This is a genomic window from Humisphaera borealis, from assembly GCF_015169395.1.
GTDB lineage: Bacteria > Planctomycetota > Phycisphaerae > Tepidisphaerales > Tepidisphaeraceae > Humisphaera > Humisphaera borealis.
Genome location: NZ_CP063458.1, coordinates 4990297 through 5010481 on the forward strand (window position 1 = coordinate 4990297; position 20185 = coordinate 5010481).

Genomic DNA, 20185 nt, shown 5'->3' on the forward strand with positions numbered 1-20185 from the left:
GCCGCCCGCTGCACGTCTCGCTTGACTGGCGGGGCACTGAAACGAAATGTGCCGTTCTTTTACTTTGCAGTCACCTGACGTACCCTCCAATACCTCATGACTGACCGTGCCTTTCAGCAGTGCATTAACCCCTCTTGCGCCGCGACCTACCCGGTCTCGGAAGTCCATGTCGCCTGCCGTGCCTGCGGTGCGCTGCTCGACATCAAATACAACTGGGACCGCCTTCCGGTCCCCAAGAGTCTTAACTACTTCGAGCACCGTTGGAACACCAAGGGTACGGGCACCCAGGGAAGGGTCGATTTCTCCGGCGTCTGGCGGTTCCGCGAGATGCTTCCCTTCTTCCGCACCGATGACGACATCGTCACCATCGGCGAAGGTCGGACCATGCTCCAGCAGGCCGACCTGCTGGCACGACAGCTCGGCATGAAGCCCGGGACGACGCTGCTTCAGTACGAAGGTTTGAATCCCAGCGGCAGCTTCAAAGACAACGGCATGACCGCCGCCTTCACGCACGCCAAGATGGTCGGTGCGAAGAAGGTCGCCTGTGCCAGCACGGGAAACACGTCGGCGAGCCTGGCGATGTTCGCCTCGCTGTCGGAGATCCAGGGCGTCGTCTTCATCGGCAGCGGCAAGATCGCATTCGGCAAGCTGTCGCAGGCCCTGGATTACGGCGCGCTGACGCTGCAGATCACCGGCGATTTCGACGACTGCCTGCGCCGCGTGCGGCAGATTGCCGTCGATGTACCCAAGCTGGGCATCTACCTGATGAACAGCGTCAACCCGTTCCGGCTGGAAGGGCAAAAGAGCATCATGTACCGCGTGCTCGAAGCCCGCGGCTGGGAGCCGCCGGACTGGGTCATCGTGCCCGGCGGAAACATGGGCAACTGTTCGGCGTTCGGCAAGGCGTTTGCCGAGATGCGGGAACTTGGGCTGATCAAGAAGGTGCCGCGCCTCGCCGTCATCAACGCCGCCGGTGCCAATACGCTGCACCGGCTCTACAACGAGCAAGGCGTCCGCTGGAATGGCGGCAAGTACGACACGCAGAAGGTCGGTGCTCACTACACCTGGATGAACGAGCAGAACTGGCAGGCCCATACGGTCGCCAGCGCGATCGAGATCGGCCGTCCGGTGAACCTGCCCAAAGCGCTGCGGGCGCTGGACGTCATGGACGGCGTCGTACGGGAAGTGAGCGATGAGGAGATCCTGGAGGCCCGCGCCCTCGTCGGCCGCTACGGCTTCGGCTGCGAACCCGCCAGTGGCGCGAGTGTCGCCGGCTTGCAGAAACTCCTTGCCGAACAGGTGATTTCCCCGAGCGACACGGTCGTCTGCATCCTGACCGGCCACGAGCTGAAAGACCCCAACGTCACCGTGAAGTACCACACCGGGATCGACATGAAGAGCGTGCAGGATCTGGCACCAAAGGTGGAGCCACACGGTAAGCTCTCCAACCGCCCGATCCCGGTCGCAGATGACCTGGAGGCGATCGTTAAAGCGATGGGCGGTGATGCCAGCATGATCCAGGGCATCAAGGTAGAAGCCGGCAAGACGTCGGTGCCGGTGGGCGAGTATTAGAGTAGGGTGGGGTCACCCCACCGCATCGCGCGGCGCGACGCGTTGTGTCGTTCGCTGTCCGACGCTGAAGCTCAATCCACACAACCTATCGCCCCTAGGGGCTTTGGTGGGATCCATCCCACCCTGAAAAGATGAACACCACCCTCGCAATTACCGGCGGTTCCGGGCGGATGGGGCAGCGGCTTGTGGCGCTGGCTCATGCGGACTCTCGACTTCATCTCGTCGCCGCGATCGAGCGCGACGGCCACGCCGCCCTCGGGCGGGATGCCGGTGAGGTCGCCGGTGCCGGGCCAATCGGGCTGTCGGTGACTACCGATCTGCCGGCCGTCCCGCCGGCGGTGATGATCGACTTCACCGCTCCGGTCGCCATGCGGCAATGGATTGACGTCTGCCGCCGGCGCAAGATTGCGCTGGTCATCGGCACCACGGGGCTGGCCGACAGCGATCACAAGTTGATCGACGACGCTGCAAAGGAAATTGCCATCCTGCAGGCGCCGAACATGAGCCTGGGCGTGAACCTGCTTTTCAAGATTGCCGGCGAGGTGGCGAAGATTCTCGGCGACGACTACGACAAGGAGATCGTCGAGGGCCACCACCGCTTCAAAAAGGATGCCCCCAGTGGCACCGCAATGGGCCTGGCCGAGGCGATCCTCAAGGCGATGGGCAAGACGCGTGACTCGCTCGTCTACGACCGCCACGGCGACGACGTCGTCCGCAAGCCCGGCGAAATCGGCATGCACGCGCTCCGCATCGGCGACGAGATCGGCCGCCACACGGCGTACTTCGCCGCCCTCGGCGAACGGCTGGAGTTAACCCACGTCGCGACCAACCGCGACACCTTCGTCCACGGCGCACTGAAGGCTGCCAAATGGCTAGCCGGACAGAAGTCGGGCCGGTACGCGATTGCGGACATGCTCGGGTTGTGAGACGACGTTCGGCAGCACCCGCGGATCGCTACATCCCGTCAAACAACGTCGGCTCCGCGGGCGTCGGCGATGGCTCGGACGTCGGCTTGGCGAAGTTCGAGATGCTTTCGTAAAGCTCGGTGACGCGCGAAAGCCGGTCGGCGTCCTCCGGGCGTTTGTCCCAGCGGATGCGCTTGATCCGCGGGAACCGCAGGGCAAACCCGCTGGCGTGCCGGTCGCTCCGCTGAATCTGGTCGAACGCAATCTCCAGCACCACTTGCGGCCGCACCTGCCGTACGCGGCCGTCGGTCGAGGTGGTGATCTCGGTGAACAACGCCGTTAACTGCGCGATCTCGTCGTCGGTCACGCCGCTGTACGCCTTGCCGACGTTGACCAGTTCCAGAGGCCAATGTGATTGCGGGGCAGGTCCATCCGCGGAATCTTCGGAAGTGTTCGCGGCCTCATCATTCCAGACCGCAAACGTGTAATCGCTGAGCGAATTGCGGCGCTTGCCATGCCCGGTTTCGGCGGCTGTTACGACACAATCGAGCGTCGGCAGATGGGTTTTCAGCTTGAACCACAATCCGCCCCGACGCCCTGGTGCATAGGGGCCGGCCGAATCCTTCAGGATGATTCCCTCATTCCGTCGATCGCGTGAGGCGGTGAAGGCCGTCGTGATCTGCGACTCGGTCACAACGGGGACCTGCGCCAGGATGGGGACGGCGGTGCCTCCGCACAGCGCATCGAGTTGCGCCCGACGCGCCGCCAGAGGCTCGTCCATCAACAGGCTTCCGTCACGAAACAGAATGTCGAACGCGATGAAAGCGCACGGGTTCTGACGCAGTATCGCCGCCGGCGGCGACTTGCGGCCCAGGCGTTTCTGAAGTTGGCCGAAGGGCAACACCTGGCCGTCCCGGTATGGCACGATCTCGCCGTCAAGCAGGAAGTCACCTGCGATCGTTTCGATCTGACGCACGACGTCGGGAAAGCTTTCATCGACGCGGTCCAGTGTGCGGGTGTAAATCGCCACCTTCGCCGCGACGCCCTGGCCGGATTTGTGAATCTGCGCACGGATCCCGTCGAGCTTGTCTTCGGCGACAAAAGATCGGCCGGCGAGCGTGGCTGCTGCATCGGCTGGCGTTTCCTGCGGGGCCGCGAGCATGAACTGAATGGGGTGGAACAGCGTGAAGGTCGCCGAGTCGAGATCCTGCCGGCGGGCCAGCACGGCGACTTCCTCCAGATCGCCGATCAGCAGTTGGACCCGCTGGATCTTTGCCAGCGGCGCATCGAATGCGGCGGCAACCGCGGCCTGCAGAACACCCTCCTGCACGCCGGTGCGAAGGTCGCCGAAGATGATCTTGGCGAGGTAAGCCGCCTCGCGGCCGGTGGCGGCGTGGCGGAACAGGTCATGCACCGCGGCGAGTTTGTTCTGCCGCATTCCGAGGCGGGCGATTTCGTCGAACCCCGCGGCGACGTTTCGGAGCGTCAGCCCGTCACCGCCAGGCGGCGGCCTAGTGCGACTTGTCTCCCAGACTTTCGCGATCGCCTCGCCGACCTCGCCGGCCGCGATCGACAGCTTGCGAAGCTCGGCCGGGGCAAGACTCAGAATCGCCAGGATCGCCTCACCGACGACTGCCCATCCCACGTTCAGCACCCGCGCATCTGTGGATGCGAAGGCCCGCCCGGCCGCGAATCGCACCGCAAGCCGCAGGTCGTCCTCCGGCAGTCCCCGAAAGTAGTCGGCGAGGATCGCCTGCTTTTGCAGCTTTTTGGAGGTTGCCGCCGCGGCGTCGTTGACGGTGGCGAAATGCTGGAGCGTGGAGGTCACGACGGATTGTAGATGCGCCACGCAGCAAACGTCGCCCGCCAGCGGGTTTGACTGGCATCGCGATGGCAGATTACGGCTTGGTCAGCACAACCGACTCGATCTCCTTACCGTCGGCGTCGATCGCACGAAGCGACAGCCGATCGGGCGAAAGCTCGCATTGGACGAACGAATGCCGGTCCGCCACGTGTGTCGCGGTGAAGGGTGCGTAGTTGTCCTTGTACTTGTCGCCGAGCAGCTTGGCCGCCTTCTCCAGCGGGTCTTTGTAGAGCGTGCCCCCGCCTCCGCCGCTGACGATATAAACGATGCCCTTGGCCCGCGTGTTGGATTTACCGTCGAACGTTCGATTGATCGTAAATGTGCCATTGACGAGCCGTTCCCCGGCCTTGGAAGGCAATGGGGCAAACCGTAGCGGGTACGACCGCTGGTAGTTGTGAACGTGCCCGGCAAAAACGACATCTACGCCGTTGCGCTCGAAGATCGGTGCCAGCGACCGCATCTTCTGCTCGGAGTAGTGCTGCGGCGACGAATGGAACCCCGGCGCGTGGCAGTTCACGAACTTCCATTTCGCCTGGGATTTCGCCAGGTCGCTCTCAATCCATTGAAGGAGCTTCGGATCGTCCAGTTTTGAATAGCCATTGTTGTCGATGACCAGGAAGTGGGCCGGACCATTGTCGAACGAGTAGAACCCGAGCGACGGATAGCTGTCGCCCACGGCAGCGCGGAATGCAGAGCTGTCAGCGGCGTCGCGGCCAAGAGGCGTGTTCCATTTGCCAAGTCCGGGCCCGTTCTGGGGTGCGTGGAAGAAGTAATACGCCGCCAGCGCATCCGGGTAAACGCTCAGGCTGGTGTCGGCGTCGTGGTTACCGAGCAGCACGTGGAAGGGCGTTGTGGCCATGATCGAGGTGCCACTGCGCGCGTCTTTGCCGCTGCCGTTGCTGTAGGTCCGCCAGAAGTGGTCCATGTACTCGCTCGCGCGACCGGCTCTGTAGACGATGTCACCCAGCGCGATCAGGAAATCGGGCCTGGCCTGCGCGATCTGGAAAGCGATCGCATCCTGGCCCTCCTTGCCATTGGCCAGATCGCCGACGGCTACAAAACGGATGGTCTTGTTGCTGGAGGATCGAGTCCGAAAGGTCGCCTCGCGAATCAAGGCATCTTTAGATCGAACGCGATACCAGACCGATGTATCAGCCGGCAGGTCAGGAAGGAGGGCGATGTATTTCAGGTAGTGCTGTGCCGGGGTCTTGGGCGCTGCCTTGAGCGGGCCGTGGTCATCGTCATCGTCGGCCGCGGCAGGCTTCGGGGCCGACGGTGCCTTGATGGGCGCGGTTGCCGGCATGGTGCCGGCCTTTGCCGGCGGCGTATAAGCCTTAATGTCGATCGCAACGTGACTCGGCAAAGCCTGCTTCGCCGGATTTCCGTCCCACCCGTAATCGACGGTGAATGCGCCGGGCGTCGCATCTGTCACCCATGCGATGATTTTGGCATCCAGTCCGTCAGGCCCCGGCGTATTGCCCGGCTGGACGTAGGGGAGAGCAAGAACAGTCTGCCCAATCGCAATGCCGGGACCACCTACGACACATACCAACGCAAACAGAACGACCGTATGAATGATTCCAAACCTCGGACGATAGCCTCGCATGTTCCCATTCCGGTAAGTGGTCTGCCCGATTGTGGTCGTACGCTCTCGGGACTGTGTCACCCGAATGTTCCTCCCAAATGAGGTGCTCGGATCGCAAGTACGTCTTGATGTAATACCAGCCGTTACATCGGCCAGGCGCATCGCAGATGGCCCGGAGGCGTCGTTGTGAGGTGTAGCAGGTGATTGCGATGCCCTGGTCGGCATTGCATCATTCTTCGGTCGCCTTGGGCTCGTCCATCGGCGGCGTGATCGGTTTGATCCGGATGTTGCGGAACTCGAACTGCCCGCCGGCGGTGACCTCTACCTGAATGCCGACGAAGCCGACGGCCGGCTCAATGTCGCCGACTTTCCAGGCCGGCTTTCCGTTGACCTGGGCTTCTGCGGTCTTGCCGATACAGGTGACCTGCAGCTTGTTCCATTCCCCGGCCTTGGCCAGGCCCAGCGCCTTGCCGTCCTTGTGCCCGACCAGCGAGCCTTCCTGCCCTTGAAGCAGGTTGATCTGCCACTTGGCGGGCCAGCGGCTGAACTTCTTGGCCACCGCGCGGATGAAGATGCCGGAGTCAAACTTCTCGGCCTGGCGGTTCTTCCATTCCAGCTCGAGCACGAAATCGCCGTAGAGCTTTTCGGAACGGATCAGGCCGTTGCCTTCCTGGATGACCAGGCTTCCGTTCTCAACGCCGGCCTTGCAGTTGCTGACGATCCAGCCGGCCAGATCCTTGCCGTTAAAGAGGGAGACGAACCCGTCGTCTTTGCCCGCAGGCTTTGTCGCTTCGGCGGGCTTGTCCGCGGCGAAAACGGCAGGGGTGGACAGCACTGCAATCAGCAGGGTGGCGAGGAATCGGTTGGTCATATTAGAGGACTATCCTACAACCCGTCGTTCCGTTGGCCATCCGATTTCACCGCACTACTGACATCCGCCCGTTCCGGATATACTACCCGGACCTATGACTGACCTGATGCGTGAAAAGCTTCTCCCCGGCGTCCGGGTTCGGGTGACTCAGCAGATCGCCGCCCGGCACTATGCCCTGACCAGCGAAATCCGCGGAACCGTGGTGGAATACAAGCAGAAGAGCACCGGCTCCTGGTACGCCCACTCGAAGAACGACAAGCTCTGGCTCGACCGTCTGCTGATCAAGAAGGACGACGGCGAACTGACGACGCTGAACCTCGACGAGTTCACGCGGATTACGGTCGAGTAGGGTCCGCCTTGGCGGATGCGACCTCCGCCCAACCCACACGGCTTTCGCCTACGATTCCCATCGACCTCTCCATTGCGTCCGCCAAGGCGGACCCTACGGGCGGACTTTAGGTATGGACGCAGCCATCTTCGGCCTGATCGTTGCCGACCTGATCGCCGAGCCGTTCGATCTGCGCCATCCGCCCGCGCCCGGTGGCCTGGTGCTGTGCAATTCGATTCAACTCACCACCGGCGGCAACGTCTGCAATTCCGGCATCGCGATGGCGAAGCTCGGGATGAAGGTCGCGGCGGCCGGGACTGTCGGTAACGATGTGCTGGGCTCAGCGGTCATCGAACGGCTGACGACGGTGGGCGTAGATACCACTGCTGTCTTTCGCGACGCCGACGCCCAGACCGCCGCTACAGTGGTCGCGGTTGAGCCCGGCGGCGAGCGCTGCTTTTTTCACACTGTCGGGGCGAACAAGGGAATTGATGCCGATCTTTTCCGCCGGTGTATTCCGGTGCTTGCCCGATGCGCCTGGGTTCAGATCGGCTACTTCGGCCTTCTGCAGAAACTGGTCCCGGACCTGCCCGCATGTCTTGCCGAGCTACGAAAGGCCGCGCCGGGCGTGAAGATCGCGTTCGATACAGTAAATCCACCGGGCACGCGGGCCGAACTGGACCCCATTCTGCCGCACCTGGACCTCTTCGCCCCCAGCCGCACCGAAGCCGCCGGCCTGACTGGCGAAACCGACCCCAAGCGCATGGTCGCGAGTTTTCGCAGGCAGATGCCGCGCGGCATCATAGGCATCAAGCTCGACGCCGAGGGGTGTCTGCTCGACGACGGCGACCACGCCGTTTTCGTCCCGGCCTGCAAAGTTGATGTCGTCGATACCACCGGTGCCGGCGATTCCTGGTTCGGCGGATTGCTGACGGGCCTGATCAAGCAGATGCCCCTAGAACAAGCCGGCCGTTTCGCCAACCGAGTCGCCGCCGACTGCTGCACGGCGCTGGGCGCTTCGGCGGGAATTCGGTCGTTCGATGAGACGATGGCGCGGATGAAATGAAAGAGAAAGCCACAGAGACGCCGAGGCACAGAGGGCCGATTCGAGCTCGATCGTCGCCGCCAGATCTGAAATGTTCTATGCTTGAATTCGACACCGGGGAAATGGCGTTCACATGACAAGTTGCCCTCTGTGCCTCGGTGCCTCTGTGGCTTTCCTTTCATATGGTAGTGGCGATCCCGTGAGTTGCCGAGGAACGTCGAATGCAGCCTGACACGACCGCCAATTCCATTCGCATCATCAACGCACGACTCGTGATGTCGGACAAGGTCGTCGACGGCGGCACGGTCACAGTGCGCGACGGCCGGATCACGTCGGCGGGGCTCGCCGGCGCGTCGCCGCCGGCCGATGCGCCGATCGTGGATGCCGGTGGGGCATACATTGCCCCTGGCTTTGTTGACATTCACGTCCATGGTGGTGCCGGCAGTGACTTCATGGACGGAACGTCGGAGGCCTTCGAGGCGACCATCCGCTGCCACTTGAGGCACGGTACGACCAGCATCGTCCCGACTAACACCGTCGGGAAGCACGACCGCATCATGAGGTTTCTCGAACTGGTTCGGCGATTTAAAGCCAGTGGTCCGGACGCCGTCCGCGGATTGGGGCGGGTGGTCGGTTCGCACCTGTACGGTCCCTACTTCGCCGAGGAGAAGATCGGCTGTCACCCGCACGACTGCCGTCCACCGACCGAGGCAGAGTACCGGCAGTACCTGTCGTTCGCCGACAGCATGCTCCTGGCGACCTGCGCACCGGAACTGCCGGGCGCGATCGGCTTCTACCAGGCCGCACGCGCGCTCGGTGTCCGTCTGAACGCCGGCCATTCCAACGCCACCTGGACGGAGATGCAGTCGGCATACGAAGCCGGTGTGCGGCACGTGGACCACTTCTTCTGCGCGATGAGCAACTATGTCAGCACCCGTAACCGTGTCGGCACGCCGATGCAGGGCGGCATGCTCGAATACGTGCTGGCGAGCGACGACATGACGACCGAACTCATCGCCGATGGCCGCCACCTGTCGCCCGAGTTGCTTCGATTCCCGCTGAAGATGCTCGGCGTAGAGCGTGTGGCACTGGTGACGGATTGCAGTCGTGCCCTGGACATGCCGCCGGGCAACTATGTTTTCGGGCCCACTGATGGCGGTGGAGAAGATTTCTACAGCGACGGCAGCGTCGGGGTGACGCTCGATCGCAAGGGCCTTGCGAGCAGCGTTCGTGGCATGGACTTTATGATCCGACAGATGGTGCGTGAGGCCGGCATCGACCTGCCTGTGGCTGTACAAATGGCATCGCTAACGCCGGCACGTATCCTGGGCCTTGAAGGCGACATCGGTTCTCTCGCGCCCGGCAAATTTGCCGACCTGGTCATGCTCGATTCGGAATTGAACGTTCAACGGGTTTGGGTTCAGGGAGTTGAAGCGGTCCAGTGAGCCGAAGCGGCGATCGTGCGCTGACAAGGTCCAAGCGACTTCTCGTACCCAGGGCGTTCCGATGAACGCCCACTTAACGTCACTGCACAACTCCAAGGCACTCATGCGGATCTGGCTTGCACGCTTCGGCTTCTCATTCCTTGTACTGGCGTGCGTGCTCTTCTACACCGCCTGGAAGCGGCAGAAAGTGGAAGGCACGAGTTCCCGCGTGGTGATGGAAACGGTCGGCGGGGCGTTGCTGGCCGGCGCGGGGTTCGCGGGATTGCGAGAGCGGCACCGACCGCGTAACGACCAGGACCCGCAGGACTAGTGCGCGGGACCAAAACGAAGCAGGCCTGATCCAGCACGTGGATCAGGCCTGCCTCTTCGATAGTCTTCGGGCGTTGCGGCGGCGGCGATCAGTTGCCCTTGCTCTTGGCCTTGCGTTCCTCGGCTTTAGCCTTGGCGGCCTGAGCGGCGGCCTCGCGCTGCTGGACGGCGGCCTGCTTCATGCCTTCCTCGGCGGTCACCACGGCGGCCTGCGCCTGGGTGTACTGTTCGGTCAGCATCATGTATTCCGGGTCGGCGGCGCAGGCTTCGTCGATCTGCGACTTGAAGCCTTCAATAACCTTGTTCGCCTCGGCCAGTCGTGCGACGGCGTCGTTGTACTTGACGTCCTTCTCGACGGCGGTGCGTTCCAGGGTGCTGATCGTGGTTGCGTGGCGGATCGATTCTTCCGACAGCTTGTTGAACTCGGCCTGCCCGCCGCCGGCCTGCTGCAACTCACGCATCTTCGTCTGGACGGCGGCCTTGGCGTTCACGGCACTGATGTATTCAGGCTTGGCCCGGACGGCCGTCATCGCCGCCTGCTTGGAGGAATCGATCTCGGCCTTGGCCTTGATCGCGTCGGCCTCGGCCTTGGCAAAGTCGGGGTTCGTGGTCTTGAATCCAGTTGCGACGCGGACACGGGCTTTGTCCAGGGCTGCCTTGGCGGCAACCACCGCAGTTTGAGCGGCGGTGACCTGCTTTCGAGCCGCGACGACCGGCGAGTCGGCCGCCTGCCCGAACGCGCTCGTCGATGCCGACGAGAAACCCAATGCCAATGCCAGTCCGAGGACGATTCGCTGCGCTTTCATTCGAGATTCCTCCGTCGTTTCCGCCTTGTTGCGAGGCGATCCAGTAGTATTCTTCGAGACGTTTCCGAGTCGATGCCGCTGCCAGGGATGGTAGAGTATATCACGCTCGCCGGTGTGGGCCATAGAATCCAAATTCGACAAGGGTGATTCCGGTCGGCCCAGCGGCGGACCTCGGTCTCGGACGTAAGTTTCGTATGAGTATGCACTTCGATATCGTCGTGATCGGCGGCGGACACGCCGGTGCCGAGGCCGCCTGGGCGGCCGGGCGGATGGGAGCCTCCGTCGCGCTGGTCACCCTCGATCCGGCCCGCACCGGCCAGATGTCCTGTAACCCCGCGATCGGCGGGCTCGCCAAAGGGCAGATGGTTCGCGAGATCGATGCCCTGGGCGGCCTGATGGGCCTGGCGATCGACGCCACCGGCATTCAGTTCCGGATGCTCAATCGATCCAAGGGCCCGGCCGTCTGGGGACCTCGCGCCCAGGCCGACAAGTACAAGTACGCGGTCGAGGTGCAGCGGCTGTTGTCCCGATGCAAGAACATCACGATCGTGCGCGGGGAGGTCGCTGAGATCGAAACTGGCAAGGATGACGTCGCAACGATTGGTGATGAACCATCCCGATCCGAGCCGTCCTCCGTTATTCCAGCGTCAGCCGTGTCTCGGGTCACGGGAATCCAGCTTGCCGATGGCACGCGTATCTCTTGTCGTGCGGTGGTAGTCGGGTCCGGCACGTTTCTGCGCGGGCTCATGCACACCGGCGAGCACAAGAGCGAAGGCGGCAGGGTCGGCGAAGCCGCGGCCCGCGGGCTGTCAGGATGTCTGGCGCGCCTGGGCCTGGAGCTAGGCCGCCTGAAGACCGGCACACCGCCACGGCTCGACGCCCGGACGATCGACTTCTCCCGTTTCGAAGCCCAGCCGGGCGACGAGGAGCCGGCGCCGTTTTCGTATCTGAATGAGTACCGCGGTGGCGCTCCGAGAATAGATGATGGAGAATTGAGGATTGCCGACTCAGCGTCTACCCCACCGTCCATCGTCGATCCTCAATCCTCGACCGGTCGGAGGCGAAGCCTGACCGGCAATCCCTGGTCTCCTCCGCTTCGGCAAGTGCAGTGCTGGATCGGCGCGACCAACGAGCAGATCCACCAGATCATCCGGGCGAACCTGCATCGCGCGCCGATGTATTCCGGCCAGATCGAAGGCACCGGCCCGCGCTATTGTCCGAGCATTGAAGACAAGGTCGTTCGCTTCGCCGACAAGCAGAGCCACCACATCTTCCTCGAGCCTGAGGGCCTCGATACCGACGAAATCTATTGCAACGGTATCTCCACCAGTCTGCCCTCGGACGTGCAGGAACAGATGATCCGGCTCATCCCCGGCTTGGAGAACGCCACCATTCTGCGTCATGGATATGCCGTCGAGTATGACATGGTCTGGCCGACGCAGATCCGCTCGACGCTGGAGACCAAGAGCGTTCGTGGCCTGTTCCTGGCCGGCCAGATCAACGGCACCAGCGGGTACGAGGAAGCCGGTGCGCAGGGCCTGGTCGCTGGCGTGAACGCCGCCCGCTACGCGGCCGGCACCGATCCCGATTTCGTGCTTCGGCGGGATGAAGCGTACATCGGCGTGCTGATCGACGATCTGGTGACCAAGCCGCCGATCGAACCGTACCGGATGTTTACCAGCCGCGCCGAGCACCGCCTGCAGCTTCGTGCCGATAACGCGGACGAGCGCCTGACCCCCGTCGGCCGACGGCTGGGCCTGGTCGATGACGAGCGGTGGCAGGCATTCGAGTCGCGGCAGGCCGCAATCGCGGGCGCACAGGCGGTCCTTGCTTCTGTTCGCGTCGAAGGCACGCTCCTGGGCGAATGGCTCCGCCGGCCGGACGTCACCTGGCAGTCGGTCGTTGCCCGTCACGCGCCGCTGGCCGACGTTCCCACCGACGTCAGCCGACTGGTCGAGATCCGCGCCAAATATTCAGGATACGTCGCGCGGCAGGACAAACAGATCGAGCGAATGACACAGCTCGAGCAGAAGCTGATCCCCGACTGGATCGACTATGCCAGCGTCACCGGCCTTAGAAATGAGGCTCGCCAGAAGCTGACGAAGTTCACCCCGCGCAGTCTAGGGCAGGCGCTGCGCATCAGCGGCATCACGCCGGCCGACGTGACGGTACTGGCGATCCATTTGACGAAGTCCCGGCACGGTTGAGCTGCGCGCAGCGGCATCGGTATAGCAGGGTAAAACGCGAACGCCGAACGCCCAACATCGAACACCCAACGCCGAACACCGAAGTCCTGTTATTCCACTCGCCTCTTTCATTCGATGCTCGATGCTGGATGTTCGACGTTCGCATTTGACCTAACCGACGCCTTCCCCATTCAAGCTCGACCCAAGGTTGCCTTCCATCCTTCGGTGCCTATCCTATTTTCCTCCGCGGCCCGACGTCATGAAGATCGCTCGGGCGGCCGATGAAACGGAGGACGCAGCGTCCGCATTGGCGGACTATCCGTCCCGTCCGTACAGCGAATCCCAGCGAAGAGAGACCTTATGCAGTATGGCGTGATCATGGCAGGCGGCGCAGGCACGAGGCTCTGGCCCCTCTCGCGAAACGAAAAGCCCAAGCAGCTCCTTCAGGTCGTCCGCGGTAAGAGCCTGCTGCAACTGAGCTACGAACGGCTGCGAGCGATCCTGCCAGCGAACCAGATTTTCGTCTGTACCGGCGAGCAACACCGGGCAGCCGTTCTCGCGAACCTGCCCGAGCTTCCGTCCGATAACGTGCTGGGCGAGCCGATGGGCCGCGATACCGCCAACGCCGTGGGTTTTCCCGCCGCCGTGCTGCTGAAGCGCGACCCGGACGCGATCATGGCGATCACGACCGCCGATCATGTGATCGAACCGCAGGAGAAGTTTCAGGCGTCGCTGAAGACGGCGTTTGCCGTCGCCGAGCAGCAGCCCAAGAGCCTGGTCACGTTCGGCATCGTCCCCACATACGGCCATACAGGCCTGGGCTACGTACAGCGCGGCGAAGCGCTCAAGATCAAGACCGACGCCGGCGCGCCGGGCGCGTTCAAGGTTCAAAGCTTCAAGGAAAAGCCGGACAAGGCGACTGCCGACCGCTACGTCGAGAGCGGCCGCTTCTACTGGAACAGCGGCATGTTTGTCTGGCGCTGTGACACGGTCCTGGGCGAGCTCGCCCAGCATCTGCCCGAAAGCTACAAGGGCCTGACGGAAATCGCAGAAGCCTGGGATACGCCGCGTCGGCAGGAAGTCCTGAGCAGCGTGTATCCGAAGCTTCCGAAGATCAGCATCGACTTCGCGATCATGGAGCCGGCCAGCCAGGGCAAGGGCAAGGCGACGGTCGCCGTGGTCGAGATGCCCGTCCAATGGCTTGATGTCGGCTCGTGGCCGGCGCTGGCTGAAACGCTGGCGACCGACGAACACAACAACGCCACCGAAGGCGGCGCGTTCGTGTTTCTCGACAGCGACGACAACATCGTCGTCAGCGAAGACCCCAACCATTTGGTCTCCCTCATCGGCGTCAGCGACATGATCGTCGTTCACACCAAGGACACGACCATGGTCTGTCCCAAGAGCGAGTCGCAGCGGGTTAAGGACATGACCGTGAAGGTGAAAGAGAAGTTCGGCGGCAAGTACCTGTAGCCGTCGATCGCCGGGATGACCCATGGGGGATGGGGACTCGATGACTGGGCCGTTTCATCGCATGTGGTGCAGGCGTCCCGCCTGCCAGGCAGCCGGGACGCCTGCACCACAAGGACGTTGATTCACGCACAATCTTTCACGTCACGCGGTAGAACCAACGGACGAGGTGGAAGAAGACCGGCGCGGCGAAGGTGATCGAATCGATTCGGTCCATCATTCCGCCGTGTCCGCCGATGAGATTTCCGTAGTCTTTCACACCAGCGTCGCGCTTGATCGCCGACATGACCAGTCCGCCGAAGAACCCGAGCAGCACGACGGTGATGCCGATGCCCATCGCGGCGTAGACGTCGAATGGCGTCAGGAACCGCAGGAGCACGCCGAGGCCCGTTGCCGACAGCACGCCGCCGACAAACCCTTCCCACGTTTTGCTCGGGCTGATGTTGGGCGCTATCTTGTGTTTGCCAAACGTCTTGCCCCACACGTACTGCAGCACATCGCTCATCTGTACCGTGATCACGAGCCAGACCAGGAGCTTCCAGGTGTCCTCGGCGGCCATCCCGGCGACCTTCAACGTCAGCAGCAGCGGGGCATGGCTGACGCAGTACACGCAGATCATCACGCCCCATTGCACCTTCGCCGTGCGCTCCATGTACCGCGTCGCGTCACCGGCCATCGCGCTGCGGATCGCCAGGAACAGGAAGCAATAGACAGGAATGAAGCTCGACGCCATCCCGTACCACTCCTGCCGGACGAAGTAATACTGAAGCGGCGTGATGACGAAAAACGCCCAGAACAACGTGTGATGATCGCCCCTGCGGGTGGGGGAAAGCGTGATCATTTCTCGCAGCGCAAAGAACGATACGAGGCCGAACAGAACGCAAGCGCCGGTCAACCCGAAGTAAATCGCCGACCCGAACACCAGCGCCATCACCCACCAGGCGTTAATGCGGGCGTTGAGGTTCTCGACGGTGCGCTTTGCGGATTCCGATTTGGCGCGCAATCGAAGGACCTGTCCTACGAGCGTGGAAACGCCAAGTAATCCGGCGACGGCACCGGCCAGAATCTTCGCATCGCGGTCGGGTTGAAGCATGATGATGGCCGTAGTGTTAACGGCAGCCATTCGCGTGTGCAACGGCAGGACCTGCTCTGCTCCTGTTGGAATGATCGGCAGAAGAAAAAGGGCGGCGGCCACCGCCATAGTGTCCGCCGCCCGCCATGAAGCAATCTGTTCAAACCGTCGCCGTCGCGAGCCGTCATGCGAAGGTCGCCGAGCGGCGACGACGCAGCAGGAGCATTCCGCCGGCACCGATCATTCCGATGCATGACGGTTCGGGTACGAGTACGGTATTGATATAGGCCTGCGCGTTGGCGACATCGCCTGACGTGACCCCGCCGAACTCATTCTTCTGGAGCAGGATGTAATAGGTCAGCGAGTCGGTAAGCGGGGCGGCAGACGGGGCCGATGCGGGCGTCGCCGACGCCAAATCGGTGTAGACACTGAGCTTCAACGACGCCAGGTAGAGACCGTCGTCGATCACATTGCCTGCGCCCGGCACCGATGATCCGGTCGGTCCGAGCAACCGCCAGCGTGCCTGGCTGTGTGCAGTGGCGGTGGTGCCGACGGCACCGGTGACGAAACCCGTACCGGTCAGTGTGCCGTCGCTGGTGATGGTGTTGGGGAAGCCGGTCGACGTAAAATTACCGCGAATTCCCTGTAGCTTCTCACCGCCGGTGGCGACGAAGCTGTTGGAGACAGGCGACCAGACCTTGGCTGCGTCTGCAAAGTTGACTCGGAAAACGTTGGTCGAAGCGAATGAACCCAGACCGAAGGCGACGCCCGGTCCCAGGAATGTGGTGTCAGCACCGGTGCTGGCCTGTGTGGTGGTCAGTTGTCCGTACCAGCCGTTGTCCGCGGCGAAGCCAACCGCCGATTGGTAGGCGGTGGGATAGAAGAAGGACCGGCTGGCGTTCCCAGGCGCGTAACCATTGGCATCGCCGTCATCGAGATCGATTTCGTAGGTAACGATGCGCCCGCTTTCCAGCTTCACCGGAATCACCGGGCCGTGAGCACGGGCGTTCGACGAAAGCAGGGTGGTGGATGCAGTGGCCGCCACCAGGCACGTGAGAAGCGTTTTCTTGACATTCATTGCATTTCCTCGCGGACTATCTTTGAAGGTGAAGTTTGAAGGTCAGTTCCGTCGCGATCGAGACCGCCGTAAGAGCAGCCCGGTGAAAGCGAGAAGGGTGATGGACGCAGGTTCCGGCACGAGCGTCGCGGCTGCGACGTCGTGGGCGGCCTGCAGATTCTCCAGGGACGCGTTTTTCCCCAGGATCAGATAGAAGGTGTCGGAGGTCGTGTAGTTGTCGTTCCGAAGCCGCAGCCCCAGCGCGTAGATTCCGTCGTACAGATCGTTCCCGCTGGACTGGTTCGGATAGACCAGGGTGTTCTGCGGGTGACCGTGTCCGCCGCCGGTGAAGGCATTGCAGACCGAGTCGACGGAGATTTCGCTCAAGGGGCTGGTGCCGAAGGTCGCCGAGTCGCCGACGGTGAACCTCGGAATGGCATTGCCAGCGAACGCCGTGGAAGCGGGCACGTAGTGGGCGAGTGTCGCGCCGATCTGGGGCACGAAATACTTGACCTCTCCGACGATGTCGAGACGGAACGTTCCCGAGAGCGTTGTTGCCGGTACGGGCTTGGCTTCGTAGCCGGCGAACTGGGTTGCGTAGTTAACCCCGTCGTCATCGAAGCTGCCGTCGCCGACGGCTTGATTGAGGTCGCCGAGATCGCCCATGTCACGCGCGAAGATCCTCCATGGAGAGAACTCGCCCGGTAGGTAGGGATTGGTCCCACCGGGATTGGGGCGGTCGCCCGCCGGCCCCCGGTAGGTGACGATCTTCCCGCTTCCGTCGACGTCCACCCATACGCGTTGTCCGTAGTGGGCCTGCGCCGTCGAAACGGCAAGGCCAGCCACGCACACGCCAAACGCGAGTGCCTTCAACATCTGTACTCCAGGGGTACCGGCGGCTACTGAATGACCGCCGGATTGAAAAGGTTTCTTGTCGGATCCGTGTAAACAGACCGAAGCGGCAGCGTCTCGGCGTGTCCGTCGAGAAAGCTGTAATTAAGAAGTGCGTCCCAGCTCTTGTCCCGATCGTCATGCCGGCCGAGCGCTACTTCCCCGGCGATCTTGTTCAGCGTCAGCTGAGGCGATCCCGCAGAGTAGAACGAATCGACATGAACGTGGTCCGCCAGTGCCTTGCCGCCGAACTCCACCAACTCCAGAAATTGGATGACGCTCGACGACTGACGCACCTGGGTGATCTTGATGACCGGCGTAATGCCGGTCGGTGCGTGTTTGGCCGAGACGTAGTTATTGATGGCGTAGCTGCAGGTTCGGTAACCCGGAATGCCGGCGAGAACGAACGGGGCTTCGAAGTACGGGCTTCGGTCCGCCGGACAGCGCCGCGCAAGCGGCGCTGCCGAGTAGCGTTCCAAGGCACCGATCCAGGAACCCTGCTCGATCGCGAAGCTGCCCTGATCACTGGCCTGCACGAGGTGGTTGCGATTCTCGGCCGCATACATCATCTGAGCTGTGGCCAGGGTACGGATATTGGCCAGGCACTTGGTGCTGTTGGCCTGCCTCCGCGCCGCCGCAAGCGACGGCAGGAGGATGCCAATGAGCACTGCGATGATGCCGATCACGACGAGCAGTTCGACAAGGGTGAATCCCTGCCGAGACCGCTGGCCGTGCGGTGACGAAGACCGCATGACTGCTCCGGGGCGTGCGACGCCCATTCGACGCCGAGTAGTCGCGACGAAGCCGTTATGGCTTCACACAACTTCGGCGGCGCATGATGGCGCGCGAGCAACTGAACTGGTGAACCAGATGAAAGTGAGACGCACATTACAACCGGGCAGGTGGGCCGGTGGCATCGTAGGGGAGGGCGATGTGGATCGAGGCAATGGCACCCGGGCCCGAAGGCGACAGCCGCTCGACGAGCCCGGTAGGTGAAGGCACGAAATCAGGCGGAGGCGCGGGTGTAAGCCGGACTGCGATGTGGCAGACCGCACAATGGCTCAGCTTCTTTAGCGGATTCTCAGATTGACTGGATTTGCCTCCCGTACCAGCAGGCGATGAAGCACTGGTGTCGCAGCAGGAGTGACGCTTCTCGACGACGCAGGAGCCGCCTTTCGTCGCGGTCTCATTGATCGTCGTCCCGGCGACGGCCATGGCACCACGCTGATGACCCGGAAGGATCACCAGCAGCCAGGCCGCTTGCTGGAGGAGGACGAGAATGGTGAGAAATCGCTTCAAGCTTAGAGTCGCCGCCAAGGTACTTGTCGACCGATCCCGCGCCAGTATTACACCCGTGATGAGCGCAGATCAATCCTGCAATCGGCCCCGGCGACACGTTTGCTGTCGCAACTACTGGACGTTGTCAGCTCGGCCGGGCATCGCAGTCAGCCATCGTCCGCCGGCTCACTGAAATCATGCAGGCGGTCGGGATTTCACCCTGACGATTTGATACCCGATAGGCATGATGCCGGTCGAAGTTTAAGGAATAAGAACTGTGTTGTACCTACGGCGTCTATTCATCCTCCTCGCGTTCTGTTTCGCGCTGTCGACAGGGTCTCGGCCTGCGCTCGCGTGCCCCAAGTGCAAGGCCGGTATTCTCGCGGAACTGAAGTCGCTGCAGATTACTCCCCTCGACGAGCCTGCCACGGAAGTCTCCACGAAGACCGCGCACGGGCCAGCGGACTGTCCTGACTGTGTGGACAAGCCTTCCACGCCGCCGACGCAGACGCTGCCGTTCTCCTTCTCGGTCGGTGCGGACGTGACCACCGCTTACTTCCATCGTGGCCTGAACATGGGCGATTAGGGCGTCATCTTCCAGCCCTTCGCCACGCTGTCGCTCCCTGATGTCCATGTCGGATCCGCCTGGATTCGGCCGTACGTGGGGACGTGGAATAGTTCCCAGGAGGGCCGCCGGGGGCATGGTGTTGTGCCGCCGAATGAATCGACCTCCGCGTCGCAGGGACGAATCATCCAGGAGACACCGGGCGCTCCGCGCGGCCCGTTCCCGCGCCATTACACCGGCGATCCGTCGCACGATGCGGCGTACCTGGATCAGCTCAACGAGTTCTTCGGCGGCGAGGTGTCCACATCCAGCCCCAACGCCGGCTGGAGCTGGTACGAGGCCGAGCTCTATGGCGGCGCGCTGTTCGGACTCGGGCCGGCGACGTTCGACCTGAAGTACAGTGCCCGGCTCTACCCCGGCGGTGATGTCGCCAGCTATCAGGAAATCAGCGGTAAGCTGTCGCTTGAGACGGCGCAGTGGCTTGCGAAATCTGCCATCACGCCCCAGTCCCTCCGCCCTTACGCCGAACTTTCGTACCAGGTCGCCGGGAGCGACGGTCACGACATGTACCTGGAATTGGGCCTGGAGCCGACCTGGCTCGTGCCGGTCGGCGACAAGCTACTGGGGATCTCAACTCCCGTGCTGGCCGGTCTGAGCCTCAGCGATTACTACCTCGATCAGTACGGCCGCAATGAAACGCTGGGCTACCTCTCGGCGGGTGTGAAACTGAGCCTGCGGCTGTCTTCGTCGCCTGCGGGCGATGTCTATCTCAACGCATCGGTCAACTACCTGCGCCTCGAGTCCGACCTGCTCGTACTCGCCAACGACGGGCGGCAGGATGCGGTGGTCGGCACGCTGGGCGTCAGCTATTCCAGATAGAGGTCTTGCAGCCTAGGGTCCGCCTTGGCGGATGCGACCGGCCCGACCGCGCGACCA

General features: G+C 62.7%; 19 protein-coding genes. 10 read left to right on the plus strand and 9 right to left on the minus strand.

Annotated features, from left to right (window positions below; translation table 11 throughout):
* Nucleotides 1-96 precede the first annotated feature (96 nt).
* Nucleotides 97-1572 (plus strand): threonine synthase, encoded by a 1476-nt coding sequence (gene thrC / locus IPV69_RS18645; RefSeq protein ID WP_206291230.1) that lies wholly within the window; start codon nt 97-99, stop codon nt 1570-1572.
* A gap of 131 nt (nt 1573-1703) precedes the next feature.
* Complete coding sequence (gene dapB, locus IPV69_RS18650; protein ID WP_206291231.1) at nt 1704-2498, plus strand: 4-hydroxy-tetrahydrodipicolinate reductase; 795 nt, start codon at nt 1704-1706, stop codon at nt 2496-2498.
* 28 nt (nt 2499-2526) lie between these two features.
* Here the strand turns inward: dapB and IPV69_RS18655 are convergent, their stop codons facing one another.
* The 3 genes from IPV69_RS18655 to IPV69_RS18665 form a co-directional block, all read right to left on the minus strand.
* Nucleotides 2527-4305 carry an ATP-dependent DNA ligase gene (locus IPV69_RS18655; RefSeq protein ID WP_206291232.1) on the minus strand — a complete coding sequence of 593 codons (1779 nt, stop codon included), beginning with the start codon at nt 4303-4305 and terminating at the stop codon, nt 2527-2529.
* 70 nt (nt 4306-4375) lie between these two features.
* Nucleotides 4376-5947 (minus strand): metallophosphoesterase, encoded by a 1572-nt coding sequence (locus tag IPV69_RS18660; RefSeq protein WP_206291233.1) that lies wholly within the window; start codon nt 5945-5947, stop codon nt 4376-4378.
* A gap of 208 nt (nt 5948-6155) precedes the next feature.
* Complete coding sequence (locus tag IPV69_RS18665; protein ID WP_206291234.1) at nt 6156-6797, minus strand: 3-keto-disaccharide hydrolase; 642 nt, start codon at nt 6795-6797, stop codon at nt 6156-6158.
* Between the two features lie 94 nt (nt 6798-6891).
* Here IPV69_RS18665 and IPV69_RS18670 point away from each other — a divergent pair, with 94 nt between their 5' ends.
* The 4 genes from IPV69_RS18670 to IPV69_RS18685 all read left to right on the plus strand — a co-directional run bounded on the left by IPV69_RS18670 (nt 6892) and on the right by IPV69_RS18685 (nt 9925).
* Nucleotides 6892-7146 carry a hypothetical protein gene (locus IPV69_RS18670; RefSeq protein ID WP_206291235.1) on the plus strand — a complete coding sequence of 85 codons (255 nt, stop codon included), beginning with the start codon at nt 6892-6894 and terminating at the stop codon, nt 7144-7146.
* A 112-nt stretch (nt 7147-7258) separates the two neighbouring features.
* Nucleotides 7259-8191: a carbohydrate kinase family protein gene (locus IPV69_RS18675; protein ID WP_206291236.1), complete on the plus strand. Its 933-nt coding sequence runs from the start codon at nt 7259-7261 to the stop codon at nt 8189-8191.
* Between the two features lie 200 nt (nt 8192-8391).
* Entirely contained in the window at nt 8392-9615 is a 1224-nt protein-coding gene (locus IPV69_RS18680) for an N-acetylglucosamine-6-phosphate deacetylase (RefSeq protein ID WP_206291237.1), read from the plus strand.
* A gap of 61 nt (nt 9616-9676) precedes the next feature.
* On the plus strand, nt 9677-9925 hold the full coding sequence (locus tag IPV69_RS18685) for a hypothetical protein (RefSeq protein WP_206291238.1): 249 nt from the start codon (nt 9677-9679) through the stop codon (nt 9923-9925).
* A gap of 88 nt (nt 9926-10013) precedes the next feature.
* Here the strand turns inward: IPV69_RS18685 and IPV69_RS18690 are convergent, their stop codons facing one another.
* Entirely contained in the window at nt 10014-10730 is a 717-nt protein-coding gene (locus tag IPV69_RS18690; protein WP_206291239.1) for a hypothetical protein, read from the minus strand.
* 194 nt (nt 10731-10924) lie between these two features.
* On the opposite strand from IPV69_RS18690, the gene IPV69_RS18695 reads away from it, so the two are divergent.
* Together IPV69_RS18695 and IPV69_RS18700 are read left to right on the plus strand one after the other, a co-directional pair.
* Nucleotides 10925-12937, plus strand: coding sequence for a tRNA uridine-5-carboxymethylaminomethyl modification enzyme MnmG/GidA (locus IPV69_RS18695; protein WP_206291240.1), 2013 nt, complete (start codon nt 10925-10927; stop codon nt 12935-12937).
* A gap of 339 nt (nt 12938-13276) precedes the next feature.
* The gene (locus IPV69_RS18700; RefSeq protein ID WP_206291241.1) at nt 13277-14389 is read left to right on the plus strand and encodes a mannose-1-phosphate guanylyltransferase; all 1113 of its coding nucleotides are present in this window, start codon (nt 13277-13279) and stop codon (nt 14387-14389) included.
* A gap of 136 nt (nt 14390-14525) precedes the next feature.
* Here the strand turns inward: IPV69_RS18700 and IPV69_RS18705 are convergent, their stop codons facing one another.
* The 5 genes from IPV69_RS18705 to IPV69_RS18725 all read right to left on the minus strand — a co-directional run bounded on the left by IPV69_RS18705 (nt 14526) and on the right by IPV69_RS18725 (nt 18705).
* Entirely contained in the window at nt 14526-15479 is a 954-nt protein-coding gene (locus tag IPV69_RS18705) for a phosphatidate cytidylyltransferase (protein ID WP_206291242.1), read from the minus strand.
* A 163-nt stretch (nt 15480-15642) separates the two neighbouring features.
* Nucleotides 15643-16536, minus strand: a complete 894-nt coding sequence (locus IPV69_RS18710) for a PEP-CTERM sorting domain-containing protein (RefSeq protein ID WP_206291243.1) — start codon at nt 16534-16536, stop codon at nt 15643-15645.
* Nucleotides 16537-16578: 42 nt separating this feature from the next.
* A complete protein-coding gene (locus IPV69_RS18715) occupies nt 16579-17391 on the minus strand; it encodes a hypothetical protein (RefSeq protein WP_206291244.1) in 813 nt (270 codons plus the stop codon).
* 23 nt (nt 17392-17414) lie between these two features.
* The gene (locus tag IPV69_RS18720; RefSeq protein ID WP_206291245.1) at nt 17415-18158 is read right to left on the minus strand and encodes a type II secretion system protein; all 744 of its coding nucleotides are present in this window, start codon (nt 18156-18158) and stop codon (nt 17415-17417) included.
* A 136-nt stretch (nt 18159-18294) separates the two neighbouring features.
* Entirely contained in the window at nt 18295-18705 is a 411-nt protein-coding gene (locus IPV69_RS18725; protein WP_206291246.1) for a hypothetical protein, read from the minus strand.
* A gap of 256 nt (nt 18706-18961) precedes the next feature.
* On the opposite strand from IPV69_RS18725, the gene IPV69_RS18730 reads away from it, so the two are divergent.
* Together IPV69_RS18730 and IPV69_RS18735 are read left to right on the plus strand one after the other, a co-directional pair.
* A complete protein-coding gene (locus tag IPV69_RS18730) occupies nt 18962-19270 on the plus strand; it encodes a hypothetical protein (protein ID WP_206291247.1) in 309 nt (102 codons plus the stop codon).
* 123 nt (nt 19271-19393) lie between these two features.
* Nucleotides 19394-20128: a hypothetical protein gene (locus tag IPV69_RS18735; protein WP_206291248.1), complete on the plus strand. Its 735-nt coding sequence runs from the start codon at nt 19394-19396 to the stop codon at nt 20126-20128.
* Nucleotides 20129-20185 lie beyond the last annotated feature (57 nt).

What these genes read in the sequence shown, in the direction of transcription:
- IPV69_RS18670 (WP_206291235.1), top strand. Translation starts at nt 6,892, where the DNA reads ATGACTGACCTGATGCGTGAAAAGCTTCTCCCCGGCGTCCGGGTTCGG.
- IPV69_RS18700 (WP_206291241.1), top strand. Translation starts at nt 13,277, where the DNA reads ATGCAGTATGGCGTGATCATGGCAGGCGGCGCAGGCACGAGGCTCTGG.
- IPV69_RS18660 (WP_206291233.1), bottom strand. Translation starts at nt 5,947, where the DNA reads ATGCGAGGCTATCGTCCGAGGTTTGGAATCATTCATACGGTCGTTCTG.
- IPV69_RS18720 (WP_206291245.1), bottom strand. Translation starts at nt 18,158, where the DNA reads ATGCGGTCTTCGTCACCGCACGGCCAGCGGTCTCGGCAGGGATTCACC.
- IPV69_RS18715 (WP_206291244.1), bottom strand. Translation starts at nt 17,391, where the DNA reads ATGTTGAAGGCACTCGCGTTTGGCGTGTGCGTGGCTGGCCTTGCCGTT.
- IPV69_RS18675 (WP_206291236.1), top strand. Translation starts at nt 7,259, where the DNA reads ATGGACGCAGCCATCTTCGGCCTGATCGTTGCCGACCTGATCGCCGAG.
- dapB (WP_206291231.1), top strand. Translation starts at nt 1,704, where the DNA reads ATGAACACCACCCTCGCAATTACCGGCGGTTCCGGGCGGATGGGGCAG.
- IPV69_RS18710 (WP_206291243.1), bottom strand. Translation starts at nt 16,536, where the DNA reads ATGAATGTCAAGAAAACGCTTCTCACGTGCCTGGTGGCGGCCACTGCA.
- IPV69_RS18685 (WP_206291238.1), top strand. Translation starts at nt 9,677, where the DNA reads ATGAACGCCCACTTAACGTCACTGCACAACTCCAAGGCACTCATGCGG.
- IPV69_RS18695 (WP_206291240.1), top strand. Translation starts at nt 10,925, where the DNA reads ATGAGTATGCACTTCGATATCGTCGTGATCGGCGGCGGACACGCCGGT.
- thrC (WP_206291230.1), top strand. Translation starts at nt 97, where the DNA reads ATGACTGACCGTGCCTTTCAGCAGTGCATTAACCCCTCTTGCGCCGCG.
- IPV69_RS18680 (WP_206291237.1), top strand. Translation starts at nt 8,392, where the DNA reads ATGCAGCCTGACACGACCGCCAATTCCATTCGCATCATCAACGCACGA.
- IPV69_RS18665 (WP_206291234.1), bottom strand. Translation starts at nt 6,797, where the DNA reads ATGACCAACCGATTCCTCGCCACCCTGCTGATTGCAGTGCTGTCCACC.
- IPV69_RS18705 (WP_206291242.1), bottom strand. Translation starts at nt 15,479, where the DNA reads ATGCTTCAACCCGACCGCGATGCGAAGATTCTGGCCGGTGCCGTCGCC.
- IPV69_RS18690 (WP_206291239.1), bottom strand. Translation starts at nt 10,730, where the DNA reads ATGAAAGCGCAGCGAATCGTCCTCGGACTGGCATTGGCATTGGGTTTC.